The organism is Saccharopolyspora sp. 6V (genome assembly GCF_020176785.1).
GTDB lineage: Bacteria > Actinomycetota > Actinomycetes > Mycobacteriales > Pseudonocardiaceae > Saccharopolyspora_C > Saccharopolyspora_C gregorii.
Map to the genome: position 1 here is coordinate 15092 of NZ_JAIUKB010000015.1, position 15738 is coordinate 30829.

Annotated in this window: 13 protein-coding genes; 11 read left to right on the forward strand and 2 right to left on the reverse strand. The window is 71.5% G+C overall.

Annotated elements, in window-relative coordinates; genetic code table 11:
- Positions 1-49: 49 nt before the first annotated feature.
- From LCD35_RS03585 to LCD35_RS03610, 6 genes are all read left to right on the forward strand, one after another.
- Positions 50-514 carry a hypothetical protein gene (locus tag LCD35_RS03585; RefSeq protein ID WP_224960748.1) on the forward strand — a complete coding sequence of 155 codons (465 nt, stop codon included), beginning with the start codon at positions 50-52 and terminating at the stop codon, positions 512-514.
- Positions 515-740: 226 nt separating this feature from the next.
- Complete coding sequence (locus LCD35_RS03590; RefSeq protein ID WP_225043697.1) at positions 741-1208, forward strand: hypothetical protein; 468 nt, start codon at positions 741-743, stop codon at positions 1206-1208.
- A gap of 364 nt (positions 1209-1572) precedes the next feature.
- Positions 1573-1899, forward strand: coding sequence for a hypothetical protein (locus LCD35_RS03595; protein WP_224960753.1), 327 nt, complete (start codon positions 1573-1575; stop codon positions 1897-1899).
- Positions 1900-1906: 7 nt separating this feature from the next.
- Complete coding sequence (locus LCD35_RS03600) at positions 1907-2476, forward strand: DUF3558 domain-containing protein (protein ID WP_225043698.1); 570 nt, start codon at positions 1907-1909, stop codon at positions 2474-2476.
- A 38-nt stretch (positions 2477-2514) separates the two neighbouring features.
- A complete protein-coding gene (locus tag LCD35_RS03605) occupies positions 2515-3795 on the forward strand; it encodes a hypothetical protein (RefSeq protein ID WP_224960757.1) in 1281 nt (426 codons plus the stop codon).
- A complete protein-coding gene (locus tag LCD35_RS03610) occupies positions 3795-4619 on the forward strand; it encodes an ESX secretion-associated protein EspG (RefSeq protein WP_225043699.1) in 825 nt (274 codons plus the stop codon). The genes LCD35_RS03605 and LCD35_RS03610 overlap by 1 nt, the downstream gene beginning before the upstream one ends.
- A 1-nt stretch (position 4620) precedes the next feature.
- Here the strand turns inward: LCD35_RS03610 and LCD35_RS03615 are convergent, their stop codons facing one another.
- The gene (locus tag LCD35_RS03615) at positions 4621-5610 is read right to left on the reverse strand and encodes a LacI family DNA-binding transcriptional regulator (protein ID WP_224960761.1); all 990 of its coding nucleotides are present in this window, start codon (positions 5608-5610) and stop codon (positions 4621-4623) included.
- 269 nt (positions 5611-5879) lie between these two features.
- Between LCD35_RS03615 and LCD35_RS03620 the strand changes: the two genes are divergently transcribed.
- The 3 genes from LCD35_RS03620 to LCD35_RS03630 all read left to right on the forward strand — a co-directional run bounded on the left by LCD35_RS03620 (position 5880) and on the right by LCD35_RS03630 (position 10305).
- Complete coding sequence (locus tag LCD35_RS03620) at positions 5880-7295, forward strand: L-fucose/L-arabinose isomerase family protein (protein WP_225043700.1); 1416 nt, start codon at positions 5880-5882, stop codon at positions 7293-7295.
- A gap of 228 nt (positions 7296-7523) precedes the next feature.
- Positions 7524-9017, forward strand: a complete 1494-nt coding sequence (locus tag LCD35_RS03625) for an FGGY-family carbohydrate kinase (protein ID WP_225043701.1) — start codon at positions 7524-7526, stop codon at positions 9015-9017.
- 337 nt (positions 9018-9354) lie between these two features.
- On the forward strand, positions 9355-10305 hold the full coding sequence (locus LCD35_RS03630; RefSeq protein WP_224956088.1) for an alpha/beta hydrolase: 951 nt from the start codon (positions 9355-9357) through the stop codon (positions 10303-10305).
- 7 nt (positions 10306-10312) lie between these two features.
- Here LCD35_RS03630 and LCD35_RS03635 read toward each other — a convergent pair whose 3' ends face one another.
- Entirely contained in the window at positions 10313-11242 is a 930-nt protein-coding gene (locus LCD35_RS03635; protein WP_224956087.1) for a DNA recombination protein RmuC, read from the reverse strand.
- 292 nt (positions 11243-11534) lie between these two features.
- Here LCD35_RS03635 and LCD35_RS03640 point away from each other — a divergent pair, with 292 nt between their 5' ends.
- Together LCD35_RS03640 and LCD35_RS03645 are read left to right on the forward strand one after the other, a co-directional pair.
- Positions 11535-12716, forward strand: a complete 1182-nt coding sequence (locus LCD35_RS03640) for an exonuclease SbcCD subunit D (protein ID WP_224956086.1) — start codon at positions 11535-11537, stop codon at positions 12714-12716.
- A complete protein-coding gene (locus LCD35_RS03645) occupies positions 12713-15664 on the forward strand; it encodes an AAA family ATPase (RefSeq protein WP_225043702.1) in 2952 nt (983 codons plus the stop codon). The genes LCD35_RS03640 and LCD35_RS03645 overlap by 4 nt, the downstream gene beginning before the upstream one ends.
- Positions 15665-15738 lie beyond the last annotated feature (74 nt).

Sequence of the window (15738 nt, forward strand, 5' to 3'; positions counted from 1 at the left end):
GGCGATGATCCCGATTCCGGTCCCCCAACCACCTCCGCAGTACGTTCCGGTGTCGATCGAGTGGTCGCGGAAGCGGCGGCGGCAGCTCGGCTTGACCGGATCGGTGCTGGTGCTCGTGTCGTTGGCGGTCGCAGGGGCGGGAATTCCGCTGGTGTTCTCGCTCCCGGACATGGGTGGTGTAGCCGAGATCATGTGGGTGGGATTCCTCGCCGTGTCCGTGTTCTTCTCCTTCGCGATGGGCGTGCTGTGCCTGCTCGGGGTGTCGTACATCAAGAACGGTTGGCTCAACCTCACCGCGGCCCAAGGGTTGTGGCGCTCGTCGCTGGTTGTGTGGATCTTCTCCGTGATCGGTGGAGTGCTCGGAGCGGCCGTCTTGGCGCTGGGGGCAGCGTCGGCAGCACGCGACGGAGCTGCACCAGGCGTGGCGACCGCGCTGTGCTTCCTCGCGACGATCTTGCCCGCGGCGATGTGCGGCGCCGCATGGACAACGGTCGTTCAGAGGATCCGATGGTGAACCGAGGACACGAGAGCCGGTCGCTGCACGCTTGCGCGCGGGAGCCGATCAACTCCCAGATCGAGGTTCTCCGCAGTGCGGTCGACGGGATCGGGGACAGCTGGGCGAAGCCGGACAACGGGGTCGACCTGAGCGATGGCGGCGTCAGCGATCGGGACCCGTCGAATGGGGAGGCTCGATGATTCCGATTCCTACCGGCCCCCCACCTCGGCCGAACCTCGTTCCGGTGGCGCCTGAGTGGGAGCGCGCTCGCAAGGTGCGCTTGCTGCTGACGGGACTGGTGCTGTTGATCGCGTCCCCGGTCGTGGCGGTGGTCGAGGCGTTGTGGATGTACTTCCTGCCCATCAGCGACGATCCGTTCTCCTGGTCAGGTTTGCTCCTGACCGGGACGGCGGCGCTGTTCTGCTGGTTGTTGGGATTGTGCTCGGTGCTCAGCCAGTCGTACTTCAAGCGGGGAGCCGTCGACATCGCGGGTGTCCGGCCGCTCCTTCGGCAGGCCGTGGTGCTGTGCGTCGGCACCGCGTGCGTGAACGCGTTCAGCCTGTTCTTCTTGGTGTTCGTTTCAGCGGACCGCGCGGACGAGTTGGACGCGACCATCTCGTTCTATCTGGCGATCGCGGCTGTTCCCATGGTCATGGCGCTGGTTTGTTGCGTTCAGATGTTCCAATGCCTGCGGCCAGAATCTCGTTCATGACGGAGCGCTCTGCTTCTCGGCGCTGCTGGAACCGCTGTTGCTGATCGATTTTGCTTGTCCGGTCCCTTGCGGTGGTGGATGTGGTCTCGACTGCAGGTGGCGGGTCGACGCGACGCGGGTGAGCCGGGTGGCTGGAATGGGGAGTCGGGCTGGTCGGCTGACTGGTCGAGTGTTGGTGCAGGTCAGCGCTTCGGTCTATTCGTTTCCGGGAAAGAGGATGGGCCGATCGGGTGGCGAGTGCGCGAGGAGCGTCACCCGCTACTGTGTTGATCGTCATACAGGTGGTTGAGTAGGTTCCCGCACGCGGGGAGGGGCGGGCGTGCACCATGCTCAGCTGACGCGTGGACATGCCAGGGGAGGAAGCATGACCGGGTTCAGGATAGACCCAGAGGCGCTCGAGGCGGCCATCCGAGAACTCGAGGATGCGCGGGAACGGGCGGCTGGCTTGGTGAATGCGGCGCATGCGGCGACGCCGGGTGAGCTGACCGCGAAAGATTCGGTAACCTCAGAGGCTCGTGAACTATTCCGCGAGCGAGCCGGTGGGGCCGAGTTTTCTCTGCAAGCTGCTGCTGAAGAAATTACCCAAAAGCTTACGGCTAAGATTGAATCTTACCGGGCAACGTTGGATGAGTATCGCCTTGCTGACGACAATGCCTCGGTGGATGCGGACAAGATCGATAGGCGGTCGTAGTCTAGATATGGCACTTTCGTTTCGTTTCGGTGTCGCCGTGTTCGCGGCTTTTCTGGCTTCTGGGTGCGCTGTTGGGGGGTCAAGCGGCGGCGAGGCGCCCGGATCGGATTCCCGGCCGACATCGGAGATCAACGACCCGCGCGATGCGGCTTCTGTGCAGCAGTGCAGCTTGTTGAAGTCGGAAGATATCCAGGCTCTGGGGCTATCTCCGGATGGAAAAGTTAAGCCGAACGAACTTGATCCCAGTATGCCGGACAATTGCACCTGGGAATCCGATGATGGAAAAAAGTCGCTGGCTGTGACAGTTTTTCCGGGGCGGTCTATCCAGCAGTATCGAGATAACTCTGATAGTTATGTCGATTTTTCTGAGATGGTCATCGCGGGGCATCCTGCTGTGCAGGCGAACGTGAGTTCCCCGGAAGGGGGCAGCTGCGGGATTTTCCTCGGGACGAAGGACGATCAAGTAGTTTCGGCAGTGGCGATTGACTTCACCAAGGCTGAGAAGCCGTACGACCCGTGCCCCCTGGCGAAGAGCGCGCTAGAGGCTTCGGTTCCGACACTGCCTGCGGCCAAATAGAGGGGGTTGAAGTGGTTTCTCTTGATTCAGGTCCCGGCATGTGCTTCGCGGGTATGGCGAAGCAGCTGCGCGCGGACATGGGTGGTTCTCCTGAAGCCGGTTCGCTGCCGAGCGCGTTGAACCACGGTAGTGCGGCGTGGGATACGGCCCGGAAGAAGTTCGAGCAGCTGGCGACGGACGTGGAGTCCGCGCTCCGTAAGGCCGAGACCGCGCACGAAGGTCGCGCCGCCGATGCCGCGCAGGCGTCGATCAACGAGATCGCGCCGCACGCGCGGGCGGCCGCGGAGACCGCCGGTGCCGTGAGCAAGGCGCTGGAGAACCAGGCCACCACGCAGACCTCGACCTTCCACGAAATCCCGGGCAAGGGCGAGACCCTCAACAACGGGCGTGAGGTGCAGCTCGACCCGCCGCAGAAGGGCTGGGTCGAGGAAGGCGGTTGGGACGACACCTGGATCCTCGGCTGGGCGAGCGACTACGAGGAGCGGATGGAGGACTTCCAGCTCACCAACGATCGCGCGCTCGAGATCAAGGAGCGCTACCAGCGGGAGACCGAGACCAACCTCAACTCGGTCCCCGAGTTCCAGCCCATGCCCGGGGAGGAGTCGAACTCCCCCGCCCCCGGCGCGACGACGCCTTCCGCGCGGGATGCGATGGGGAATTCGCAGTTCAGCAGCGTGTCTTCGCACGGTGGTGGGGTTCCGGCGGGGACTTCGTCGTCGTGGGCGTCGTCGCCGACTCCGGGTGGTGGGGCTCCGTCGCTGGGCACCGGGAACTCCGGTGGGGTTCCGGCCGGGTCCGGTTCCGCGTGGGCTCCGTCGCCGCAGCCGGGCGGCGGGCTGGCACCGGGCGTGGTGCGCGGTCCGGACGGCACGTTGTACCGGCAGAACCCCCAGACCGGGGCGTGGGAGCGGCAGAACCCGTACAACGGTCGCTGGGCTCCGGCACCGGGCGGTGGTCCTGGTGGCGCCGCGGGTGGTCGCGGTGGCGTCGGTGCTGGTGGTTCCGGGGGCCGCATGGGCGGCCTCGGCGCCGGTGCTGGTGCCGGTTCGGGCACGGGCGCCGGTGGTCGCGCCGGGATCGGTGGCCTGGGCGGTGCCGGTGGCGGGACGTCCGCGTCCGGTGGCGCCGGTGCGGCCGGTGCTCGCGGCGGTGCGGGCGCGCCGGGCGGCGTGGGCGGTGGGCAGCGCGGTGCTCAGCAGGGCGAGGACGCCGAGCACGAGCGGCCGAGCTGGCTCATCGAGGAGGAAGACGTGTTCACCAACGACATGCGGGCGGTGGCCCCGCCGGTCTTCGGCGACTGGGAGAACCAGGACCGCTGATGGCACGAGGCAGGATGTCGATCAGCCCGTTGGCCGCCGCCTACCTGTGCGAGCGGTTCGACAGCCACGTCCACCCGCTGCTGCGGGTGGGCAGGCTGGCGGGCGAACCCACCCGTGACGAGCTGGCTCGCGCCGCCGAACTCGGCAGGCAGGACCTGGCCCGACGCGGGTACTTGGAACGGGACGAGCTGCACCCGTTCCTGGACGACGCGTGGCAACTGCTGTCCCGGCCGCCGCTGGCGGTCGGGGTGGCGGTGCACGCCAAGCGCGGCACCTCGTTCAACGCGGTCTGCGTCGAGCACGGCCGCGCCACGGTGCGCGCGTACCAGGCCGACGGTGAGAACAACGACGACCTGCAGGACATCGTGCTCAGCAGGCACGAGTACGGCGGCCCCGCCGGCAACGCGGTCGAACTGATCGGCGCGCCCTCCTCGGGTGGTGGCGGCACGGCCAGCGTGCCGGTCGAAGTGCTCGACGGCGCGACCGCGCGGATGCGCCGCAACCCCACCGGCAGCCTGCTCAGCGCGCTCACCGGCGCCGGGGTGAAGAGCGCCGACGCGCGGGTGCTGGCGTCGGTGCTCACCGCGGAACGCGAACTGGACGGGGTGTTCACCGCGCGCAGCCACGACCGCCGGGTCGGGCGCACGCACCGGCCACCGTTCTCGGTGTCGTTCTTCACCGGGGCCGACGGCTGCTACCTGACGCAGAAGCGGGAAGGCGGTGACGGGCGCCAGTGGTTCACCGTCGCGCCCGCCGACCGGCGCAAGCTGACCGCCAAGATCGAAGAGATGGCGCGGCTGGTGGCACTGCCCGCCGCCCGGTGACTCACCGGCGGGCGGTGCTGCCCCGCGCGACGAGGTGGGCCGACAACGTGCGCGTCGCCGGCTCACCGACGTCACCCCCGATGCGGCGCAGCAGCAGCTGCGCACCCAGCGCACCCATGTCGTAGGCGGGCTGCGCGACCACGCTCAACGGCGGGTCCAGCAGCGTCGCCCACGGCGCGTCGTCGAACGCGATCACGCCGACGTCGCGGCCGGGCCGCAGGCCCAGTTCGCCCAAGGTCTCCAGCACGCCCACCGCCATCGCGTTGTTCGCGACCAGCAGCGCATCCGGCGGCTCCGGCCGGTCCATCAGCTGCCGCGCCGCGCGCCGGGCGCCCGCCGCGCGGAACTCGGTGTGCCGCACCAGGCCCGCGTCCGCGAGCCCCGCCGTGCGCAGGCCGTCCCGGTAACCGGCCAGCCGCGCGTCGGCCGTCGGCATCCCGCTCGGACCGGTCAAGCAGCCGATGCGGCGGTAGCCCTGGTCGGCCAGGTGCAGCGTGGCGCTCCGCGCCGCACCACCGCTGTCCACCAGCACCGTGTCCCCGCCACCCGGCAGCGGCCGGTCCAGCGCGACCACCGGGACCGCGTGCGCCCGCAGCAGCGCGGCGCTCTCCTCCCGGCCGGTGGGGGACAGCAGCACCCCGGCGACGCGTTCCTGCAACGCCACGTCCAGGTATTCGCGTTCCTTCGCCGGATCGTCGTCGGAATTGCACAGCACCACCGAATACCCGGCGGCGTGCGCCACGTCCTCCACGCCGCGCGAGATCGCGGTGAAGAAGGGGTTCTCGACGTCCGAGATGATCAGCGCGAGCACCGCGGTCTCCTGCTTGCGCAGGTTCCGGGCCGGGCCGTTCGGCCGGTAGCCCAGCTCGTCCGCCGCGGCCACCACCCGCGCCGCCAGCGCCGGATCCACCGTGCTCTTGCCGTTCAGCGCCCGCGACACCGTCGCGGTGGAGACCCCGGCCCTGGCCGCCACATCACTGATCGTCGCCACCGGACCTCCTGCTGTCGGCTGGCCGCGTGGTCGCGGCGCGGATTCCTTGACAGTTCCGACGAGGCCAGAATAACTTCCGAGAAATCGATTGCTCATAACCCGGTCGGTCAACGATGCACGAACTCGGGTGCAGGCGGCAGGCGCGGAACCCCAGCGCAGGCGGACCCGGAGCGACCTGCCGGGAGCGGTGCAAGTCGAGGAGCCGGCGTTCCGAACCCGGGACGGCGGCGAGTCCGGACCCAGCACGTTCCGAGAACCCGGGAGGCCCCGTGGCCCGCATCGGTGTCATCTCCATCTCCGACGGTCGTGATCACGTGCACGCGCGCAACGCCGACTTCATCCGGCTCAAGCAGGACGGTCTCGTCGCCGCGCTCACCGCGGCCGGGCACGACGTCGTCGCCGGTCGAGAACTCGTCGCCGACAACGTGCTCGCCAGCTCCGTGGCCCGCGAGGTCGCGGCCGCCGACGTGGACGTCACCGTCCTCTACTACGCGGTCTGGTCGTTCCCGCACTTCACGATGCTCGCCGCCGACGCCACCCGCAGCCCGCTGGTGCTCGTCGCCAGTACCGACCCCACCGAACCGGGCCTCGTCGGCATGCTCGCCGCGGGCGGCGCGCTCGACCAGATCGGGCGCGAGCACACCCGCGCCTGGGGCGCTCCCGACGACCCCGAGCTCGCCGCCACCATCGGAGTCCAGGCCACCGCCGCCGCGGCCGTCGCCTCGCTGCGCGGCTCCACCTTCGGTCGCTTCGGTGGCCGGCCCATGGGCATGAACACCGCCGTGGCCAACACCGACCAGTGGCAGCGGCAGTTCGGCATCGACGTCGAGGAGATCGACCAGTACGAACTCGTGCTGCGCGCCGAGAAGGCCGACGCGGCCGAAGCCCGCAAGGCCCGCGAGTGGATCGAGCGGCACGCCGCCGGGGTGCACTACGACGGCGCGAAGCTCACCCCCGAACTGCTGGAACGCCAGATCCGCTCCTACATCGCCGTCTGCGAGATCATCGCCGAGCGGCACCTCGACTTCTCCGGCATCAAGGGCCAGCCGGAACTCACCGAGAACTTCGCCACCATGGACGTCACCGAGGCCTTCCTCAACGACCCCTACGACTGGAACGGCCCCAAGGACACCCACGTCTGCGCCACCGAAGCCGACATGGACGGCGCGCTCACCATGCAGCTGTTCAAGCAGGTCGCCCGCACCCCGGTGCTGTTCGCGGACGTGCGGCACTACCACGCGGACCGCGACATCTGGGACCTGTGCAACTCCGGCCAGCACGCCACCTGGTACGCGGTGCGCAGCGACGACCCGGCCGAGAACCTCGCCAAGGTCAACTTCTACCCGGAGGTGTTCTTCTTCCCCGCGGGCGGCGCCTCCGTGCAGCACATCGCCGCGCCCGGGCAGATGACCCTCGGCAGGCTCACCAGAGAAGCGGGGGAGTACCGGCTGCAGCTGATGCTCGGCGAGTTCGAGAACTACGACGAGGACACCAACCGCGCTCTCGTCGAGCAGTCCACCCCGGAGTGGCCGCACGCGTTCGCCCGGCTCGACGCGCCCGGCGAGGTGTTCCTGTCCAGGTTCGGCGCCAACCACGTGCACGCCGTGCCGGGCGACCACCGCGCCGCGCTCCGCGCCGTCGCCGGCCAGCTCGGCGTCCGCCTCGACGAGTGGACCCGCGGCTGAGCGGCGCACCGGATCGAACAAGCCGGAACGGGCCGAAACAAACACGCGCGCGTCCCGCATCGAAGCGCAGGTCAGTGCGTTGGTCCAGCGGCCATCGGCGGGAACCGGGCTCCCGCCGATGGCCCAGCGGGCCGCGCGCGTGCCCGAATCGGACAGGAGTGCGGATCGCCCGGGCGGCGGGTCTTTACGATGCCGCGGGGAACACCGGACGAGCGGGAGGAACAGGCGATGGCTGAGGGCGTGCTGATCGGGATCGACATCGGAACGTCGAGTTCCAAGGGGGTCCTGGTCACCACCGACGGGCGGATCGTGGCCAGGTCGACCAAGCCGCACGACACCTCCTACCCGCACCCGGGCTGGGTCGAGCACGACGCGGAATCGGTGTGGTGGAACGACTTCACCGCCATCGTGCGGGACCTGCTGCCCGCCGCCGAGGGACGCACGATCGAAGGACTCGGCGTCAGCGGCATCGGACCGGTGCTGCTGCCCGCCGACGGCGACGGCAACCCGCTGCGGCCCGCGATCCTCTACGGCGTCGACACCCGCGCCACCACCGAGATCGCCGAGCTCACCGAGGGGTTCGGCGCCGACGAGATCCTGCGCCGCGGCGGCTCCGCGCTGACCAGCCAGGCCGTCGGGCCGAAGATCCGGTGGCTCGCGAAGAACGAACCCGAGGTGTACGCGCGCACCGAGAAGCTGCTCATGTGCAGCTCGTACCTGGTGCACCGGCTCACCGGGCGCTACGTGCTCGACCACCACTCCGCCAGCCAGTGCGACCCGCTCTACGACCTGCGGGCCCGCGACTGGTCGAAGGACTGGGCGCAGCGCGTCGCCCCGGACTTGCCGCTGCCCGAACTCGCCTGGCCCACCGAGGTCGTCGGCCGCGTCGGAGCGCACGCCGCCGCCGAGACCGGGCTGCCCGAAGGGCTCCCCGTCACCACCGGCACCATCGACGCCTGGGCCGAGGCCACCAGCGCCGGCGTGCGCGAACCCGGCGACGTGATGCTGATGTACGGCACCACCATGTTCTTCGTGCAGGTGCTCACCGACCCGCGGCCGCATTCGGCGCTGTGGGGGACCTGCGGGGTCTTCCCGGACACCTACACGCTCGCCGCGGGCATGGCGACCTCCGGCGCGGTCACCGACTGGATCCGGCGGCTCGTCGACGGCGACTTCGCCGAACTCGTCGAGCAGGCCGCGGGCGCGCCCGCCGGCAGCCGCGGCCTGCTGCTGCTGCCGTACTTCGCGGGGGAGCGGACGCCGATCTTCGACCCGGACGCGCGCGGTGCGCTGCTCGGGCTCACCACCAGCCACGGGCGGGCCGAGGTGTACCGGGCAGCGCTGGAAGGCATCGGCTACGGGGTGCGGCACAACCTCGAAGCGATGAGCTCCGCGGGCGGCCGGGCCGGGCGGCTCGTCGCCGTCGGTGGCGGCACCCAGGGCGGGCTGTGGACGCAGATCGTCTCCGACATCTCCGGCCAGGAGCAGCAGATCCCCAGCGAGACCGTCGGCGCCGCGTTCGGCGACGCCCTGATGGCCGGGATCGCCACCGGCACCGCCGTGGACGAGCGGCAGTGGAACCCGGTCGCCCGCACCGTCGTGCCCGACCCGGAGCGCACCGAGCGCTACGACGCCTTCTACCAGCACTACCTGGAGCTCTACCGCGCCACCGCGGACATCCAGCACTTCCTCGCTCGTCAGCAGCACGCCGCTGACGACTGATCGCTTCTCCCCCTGCTGATCGGGGGTGGGGCGGCGGAACCTCAGCGGGATTCTCGCTGCGGGATCTTTTTCACCGGTGGCTCCGCCACAGGCGAAAAAGCTGTCCTCGCGAGAATCCCGCTGAGAACCCGCGGGTGGTCCCGTTGCGTGCTGGGTCTCCGCTCAGCGGCTTCGCCGCTGACAGGAAGGACGATGGGGCGTCGGGGGAGGTCGCGGGCGGGTTGTTCGTCCTGGTTTCTTGCGGGTGGTACTAGTGCCACCCGAACGGGTGAGGGCCTTGTTAAGGTCCTCAGCGGTCGGCGCCGGTGGACGGAGCCAACGGTTCCGGGAGGGCGGCATGGTCTCGGCGCGGCGGATCTGGCGAGCGGTGCTGGCCGGAACGGCGGTGCTGGCCGTGACCGCCGGCTGCGCCGTCTCCGCCGGTTCCGGCAGCGGCACGCTGATCGGAGCGGCCGCCGCCGACCTCGGCGCGGCGCGGGTCGTCACCGGTCAGGTGTACGCGACGCGCGCGTCCGGGCCGCTCGCGCTGGACCTGTTCCTGCCCGCAGGTGCCGGACCGCACCCGTTGGTGGTGTACGCGCACGGCGGCGGCTGGGACGCGGGTGACCGTGGCCTCGACGGGCACCGCGCCGTCGGCGGCGCCGCCGAATCGCTCGCGGCCGAGCGCATGATCAGCCGCGGTTTCGCGGTGGCCACGGTGGACTACCGGCTCAGCGATCTCGCCCCCGCCCCGGCGCAGGTCGAGGACGTCGCGGATGCGGTCCGCTGGTTGCAGTCGCGTGCAGGCACGTGGAGCTTGGACGCCGACCGCGTGGTCCTGTGGGGCGCCTCGGCCGGCGGGCTGCTCGTCTCGCAGCTCGGCGCGATCACCGACGACCCCGGCGAACCCGGGGGCGGGCTCACCGGCATCCGCGCGGTGATCGACTGGTTCGGGCCGACGGACCTGAGCGCCGAAGCGGAGCTGGCGACCCCGCAGCTGTCCGACTACTCGCGCCGGACGGTGCGCAAGTACCTCGGCTGCATGCCGAGCGAATGCCCGCAGCACGCGGCCGCCGCCAGCCCGATCCGCAACCTCTCCGGCGCCGAGCCGCCGTACCTCATCCAGCACGGCACCAAGGATTCGCTGGTGCCGATCGCGCAGAGCCTCAACTTCGCGGCCGAGCTGCGCGAACTCGGCGTGGACGTGTCGCTGCACCCCTACGACGACTTCGACCACGGCTTCACCCCCGGCCCGAGCGTGCCGATGATCGTGGACGCGATCGACGAGTTCCTCGCCGCTCACGTCTGACCCGAGGTCAGTTCTCGGCCGGGTCGCTGCCCACCAGCCCCTCCTCCTCCCGGCGCACCGTGCCGATCGAGGCGGCACCGCCCGCGCCCTCCGCGAGCGGCTGCACCGCGCCGCGGAACGACTCCAGCGCGTCCAGCTCGCGGCGGCGGGCGGAGACGAAGCGCTGCAGGTGGGTGCTGGACAGGTTCACCGCCTCCACCGCGCCGGACGCGGCCCGCTGCGCGCGCACCGCCTGCGAGCGCACCTGCTCGATGTCCTCCGCGATGGTGCGCTCGGTCGCCGCGAACAGCGCGGCCGAGGCCAGCACCGCGAAACCCGTGGGGCCGCACAGGAAGACCCGCTTGTCCAGCAGCCAGGACAGCAGGCTCGGATCGGTGTCCAGCGCGGTGACCACGGCCGCGTCCGAGGGCACGAACATGATCGTCCCGTAGATCGCGTCCGCCCAGCGCTGGTAGCCCTTGCCGGACAGCTCGGTCGCCCGCGAGCGGATGTTGCGCACGTGCACCCGCAGCGCATCGCCGCGCTCCTGTGGGTCGTCGGTCTCCATCGCCTCCGCCCACACCGCGAGGCTCGCCTTCGCGTCCACCGGCACCTGCCTGCCGCCGCCGACGGCGAGCACCAGGTCCGGCCGCGCCGCGCCGCCACCGGCCAGGTCGGTCTGCACGCTGAAGTGGACGCCTTCCCGCAGCCCCAACGACTTCGCCGTCTCGACGAGGACCTGCTCGCCGAGCTCGCCGCGCCCGGTGATGGACGCGAACGCCACCTCGTACCGGCGCAGCGCGGCCTGCTGCTCCACGGTGCGGGCGCGTTCGGACTCCACCATGCGCAACGCCTCGTCGGCGCGGTGCGCGGAGTCGGTGTAGAGCCGCCAGATCAGCACCAGCGCGGCCGCGAACAGCAGCACCAGCACGATCACGACGGCGATCAGCACGCCCATGGCGATCTCCTCTCGGCCGGGAACGGTCCTGATCATTCCGCATCCGGCCGGTGATCCGGTCCCGATCGGGGCGAGGGCCACCGGATCGGCCCGATCGGCCGCGTTCTCCCTGGCAGGAGCGCACGTCAGACTCGCCGTCCGCGTGTCGGCGCAGCGGCTCACCGGACCGCCGCCGGGCCCGCCGCGAGTCCGCCGCGGTGTCGATCACCTGCGAAGACGATGTCGCGGCAGCGTCTCAACGGCCCCCGACGCAGCGTGATCGAGGCCGGAGCCGTTCGGTAACTTGACCGCCATGCGGGTGCTGCACACCTCCGACTGGCACGTGGGGCGGACGTTTCACGGCCGAGACCTGCTCGCCGAGCAGGAAGCGGTCCTCACCGGACTGGCCGACCTGGTCACCGCCGAAGACGTCGACGTGGTCGTCGTCTCCGGCGACCTCTACGACCGCGCCGTGCCCTCCGGCGAGGCCGTGGAGACCTGCGTGCGCGTGTTCGGCGCGCTCCGCGCGGCCGGGGCGCGGCTCGTCGTCACCCCCGGCAACCACGACTCCGCCGCCCGCGTCGGCGCCTTCGGCGAGTTCGCCGCCGCGGGTGGGCTGCACCTGCGCACCCGCATCTCCCGGCTGCACGAACCCGTGCTGCTCGACGACGAGCACGGGCCCGTCGCGTTCTACGGGATCCCCTACCTGGAACCGGATCCGGCCCGCCAGGTCCTCGACTCGCTGCCCGACGTGCCCGGCGCGGCCCCGGTCCAGGGCCGTGGGCACGAACCGGTGCTCGCCGAGGCGATGAACCGCGTCCGGGCCGACCTCGCGGGCCGGCCCGCCGGAACACGGTCCGTGGTGCTCGCGCACGCCTTCGTCGTCGGCGGCGACGCCAGCGAATCCGAACGGCCCATCGCCGTCGGCGGTGTCGACACCGTGCCCGGTTCGGTCTTCGACGGCGTGGACTACGTGGCGCTCGGGCACCTGCACGGGCCGCAGACCCTCGCCGAGCACCTGCGCTACTCCGGGAGCCCGCTCGCCTACTCGTTCTCCGAGGCGCGGCAGCGGAAATCCGCCTGGCTCGTCGACCTCGACGCCGACGGGCTCCACGAGGTGCGCCGCCACGAACTGCCCGTGCCGCGCGCGCTCGCGACCGTCCGCGGCCGGCTCGACGCGCTGCTCGCCGAACCCGAGTACGCCGAGTTCGAGGAGTGCTTCCTGTCCGCCACGCTCACCGACGACGTGCGGCCGGTCGACGCGATGCGCGCCCTGCAGGAGCGGTTCCCGCACGCGGTCCACCTCGAATGGCAGCCGGAGAACGGCCGCGCCACCGCGGAACTGCGCTACTCCGAGGCCGTGCGCGGGCGGGACGACACCACCATCGCCGAAGGGTTCGTCGCCGACTGCCGCGGATCCGAACCCACCGGTGGCGAACGCGCGCTGCTCGCCGAAGCGCTGCACGCCGTGCAGGTCGCGGAGGTGCGGGAATGAGGCTGCACCAGCTCGCGATCACCGCGTTCGGGCCCTACCGGGACCGGGTCGACGTCGACTTCGACGCGCTCGGCACCGACGGCCTCTTCCTGCTGCACGGCGACACCGGCGCGGGCAAGACCAGCCTGCTCGACGCGATCTGCTTCGCCCTCTACGGCGCGGTGCCCGGCGCGCGCGAACAGGTCAAGCAGCTGCGCTGCGACACCGCCGCCGACGACGTGGCCACCTCGGTCGAGCTGGAGCTGACCGTGCAGGGTCACCGGCTGCGCGTCGTGCGCAGCCCCAAGTACGACCAGCGCAAGAAGCGCGGCGAAGGCACCACCACCCGCAACGCCAAGGCCTCGCTGATCTGGATCGGCGACGCGCCCGGCGACGCTGCCTCCGAAGGTTCCAGCCGCATCGACGAGGTCAACCGCAGCGTGCAGCGGTTGCTCGGGATGAGCGTCGACCAGTTCACGAAGGTCGTGCTGCTGCCGCAGGGCGAGTTCGCGAACTTCCTGCGCGCCGAGACCACCGAACGCGAGAAGCTGCTGGAGAAGCTGTTCGGCACCCAGCGGTTCGCCGACGTCGAGCGGTGGTTCGTCGAGCACCGCCGGGAACGCGGCCGCGACGTCGAAGCACACCAGCAGCAGGTGCGGGAACTGCTCGCCCGCGCCGCCCAGGTCGTCGGGCAGGACCCGGAGAACGGCGCCGACGAGCGGCACTGGCTGGAGAGCTGGGAGAAGCACCTCGCCGCCGAGCTCGACGAGACCCGGCGGCAGCACGTCGAACTCGCCGCCCGCCGCGACGCCGCGGAACAGGAGCTCACCGCCCGCCGCGAGCTCGCCGACAAGGTCCGCCGGGTGCGCGGCGCCCACGCCGAACTCGCCGAACTCGATGCGCAACAGACCGAACACCGGCGGTGGCGCACCGAACTCGACGCCGCCCAGCGGGTGCTGCCGGTGCTCACCGCGCGCCGTGCCGTCACCGAAGCCGAGACCGAACTCGACCGGGCCGCCCGGGAAGCCGCGCACGCCGAAACGGGCTGCCCCGACCCGGACGCCCCGCTCGACGAGCTGCGCAGGCGTTCCGGCGAACACCGCGAACGCGCGGGCGCGCTCGCCGAACTGCTCCCCGAAGCCCGCAAGCAGGACACCGACCGCGCCCGGCTCGCCGAGCTCGACCGCGGGATCGACGCCGACGAACGCGCCACCGCCGAGCTCGACGAGCAGCAGGCCGCGCTGCCCGACCGCATCAGCACCGCCCGCACCCGGCTCGACGAGGCCAAGGAAGCGGCCACCCGCCGCGACCAGGTCGAGGCGAAGGTCGAAGAACTCGCCGACCTGCTCGGCACCGCCCGCGCCGTGCCCGCCGCGCAGCAGGCCCACGAACAGGCCGCCGAAGCCGCCCGCCGCGCCGTGGACGAGCACCAGCGCGCCCGCGAGACCGTGCTGGACCTGCGCGACCGCAGGCTCGCCGGGATGGCCGCCGAACTCGCCGCCGGACTCACCGCGGGGGAGCCGTGCCCGGTGTGCGGGTCCGCCGACCACCCCGAACCGCGCTCGGCCGTGGACGACTCGGTCGGCGCCGAGGACGAGGAACGCGCCCAGCAGGCCGAACAACGCGCCCAAGCCCGCCGCGACAGCACCGCCGCCGCGGAGACCGACGCGCGCAGGCACCTCGAACTGCTGCGGCACCGCCTCGGCGACCGCGGCACCGACGACCTCGCCGCCGAGACCACCTCCGCCACCGAACGCCGCGACGCGGTGCGCGCGCTCGCCGACCAGACCCCGGCGCGCAGCCGGGAACTCGCCGAACTGGAATCCGCCGCGCAACGGCTCACCGAGCAGCGCGGCGAGCTGGACCGGCGCATCGCCGCCGCGCGCACCGAACGCACCGGCCTGGCTGAGGCGATCGAGGCCCGTGCCGCCCGGCTGGACGCCGCTCGCGGCGAGCACCCCGACATCGACGCGCACCGCGCGCACCTGCTCGACCAGGTCGAACGGCTCGACCGCCTCGTCGCCGCCCGCACCGCCCGCGACGACGCGGACGCCCGGCTCGCCAAGCAGCGCGAAGCCCTGCGGGCCGCGGCGGTCGACGCGGGCTTCGCCGACGTCGACGAGGCGCTGCGCGCCGAACGGGACGAGAGCCGGCGCACCGAGCTCGCCGACGCCCTCACCCGCGCCGAGCAGCGACGCGCCACCGCGCAGGCCACGCTCGGCGGCGAAGAGCTCTTCGGCATCGACGCCGACACCGAGGTCGGGCTCGACGCCGCCGCCGAAGCCGCCACCACCGCCCGCGAAGCCGCCGAACGCGCCGCTATCACCGCGCAACGCGTCGAACAGCGCGAACAGGACGTGCGGCGGCTCGCGACCCGGCTGCGCGCGGCCTGGGACGAGCTCGGCCCGGCGCTCGCCGAACACGCCGAACTCGAAGCACTCGCCGACGTCGTCAACGGGCGTGGGCAGAACGCGCGGAAGATGTCCCTGCGCTCCTACGTGCTCGCCGCCCGGCTGGAGGAGGTCGCGGTCACCGCGACCCGGCGGTTGCGGCGGATGAGCGACGGCCGCTACTCGTTCGTGCACTCCGACGCCGCGGGCGCGCGGGGCACCCGGGGCGGGCTCGGGCTCGACGTGCTCGACGACTACTCCGGGCAGACCCGCTCGGCGAAGACGCTCTCCGGTGGCGAATCGTTCATGGCCTCGCTGTCGCTGGCGCTCGGCCTCGCCGACGTGGTGGCCGCCGAGACCGGTGGGGCGCTGCTGGACACGCTGTTCATCGACGAGGGCTTCGGCACGCTCGACGCGAACACCCTCGATCTCGTGATGGACACGCTCGACGAGCTGCGCGCCGGTGGCCGGGTGATCGGGCTCGTCTCGCACGTGGACGAGATGCGCCAGCGGATCGGGGTGCGGCTGCGGATCCGGAAGTCGCGGGACCACGGCTCCACCATCGAACTCGACACCTGACCCCCGCCCGGACTCGCAGCGGGGACGGGCAGCGACCGGATGACAGCTGGGGGATTGCTCCCTAATGTCGGAGT

Excerpts from the sequence above, each read along its gene's own strand:
- LCD35_RS03595 (WP_224960753.1), top strand. The coding sequence starts at position 1,573 with ATGACCGGGTTCAGGATAGACCCAGAGGCGCTCGAGGCGGCCATCCGA.
- LCD35_RS03600 (WP_225043698.1), top strand. The coding sequence starts at position 1,907 with ATGGCACTTTCGTTTCGTTTCGGTGTCGCCGTGTTCGCGGCTTTTCTG.
- LCD35_RS03605 (WP_224960757.1), top strand. The coding sequence starts at position 2,515 with ATGTGCTTCGCGGGTATGGCGAAGCAGCTGCGCGCGGACATGGGTGGT.
- LCD35_RS03610 (WP_225043699.1), top strand. The coding sequence starts at position 3,795 with ATGGCACGAGGCAGGATGTCGATCAGCCCGTTGGCCGCCGCCTACCTG.
- LCD35_RS03625 (WP_225043701.1), top strand. The coding sequence starts at position 7,524 with ATGGCTGAGGGCGTGCTGATCGGGATCGACATCGGAACGTCGAGTTCC.
- LCD35_RS03630 (WP_224956088.1), top strand. The coding sequence starts at position 9,355 with ATGGTCTCGGCGCGGCGGATCTGGCGAGCGGTGCTGGCCGGAACGGCG.
- LCD35_RS03635 (WP_224956087.1), bottom strand. The coding sequence starts at position 11,242 with ATGGGCGTGCTGATCGCCGTCGTGATCGTGCTGGTGCTGCTGTTCGCG.
- LCD35_RS03640 (WP_224956086.1), top strand. The coding sequence starts at position 11,535 with ATGCGGGTGCTGCACACCTCCGACTGGCACGTGGGGCGGACGTTTCAC.
- LCD35_RS03645 (WP_225043702.1), top strand. The coding sequence starts at position 12,713 with ATGAGGCTGCACCAGCTCGCGATCACCGCGTTCGGGCCCTACCGGGAC.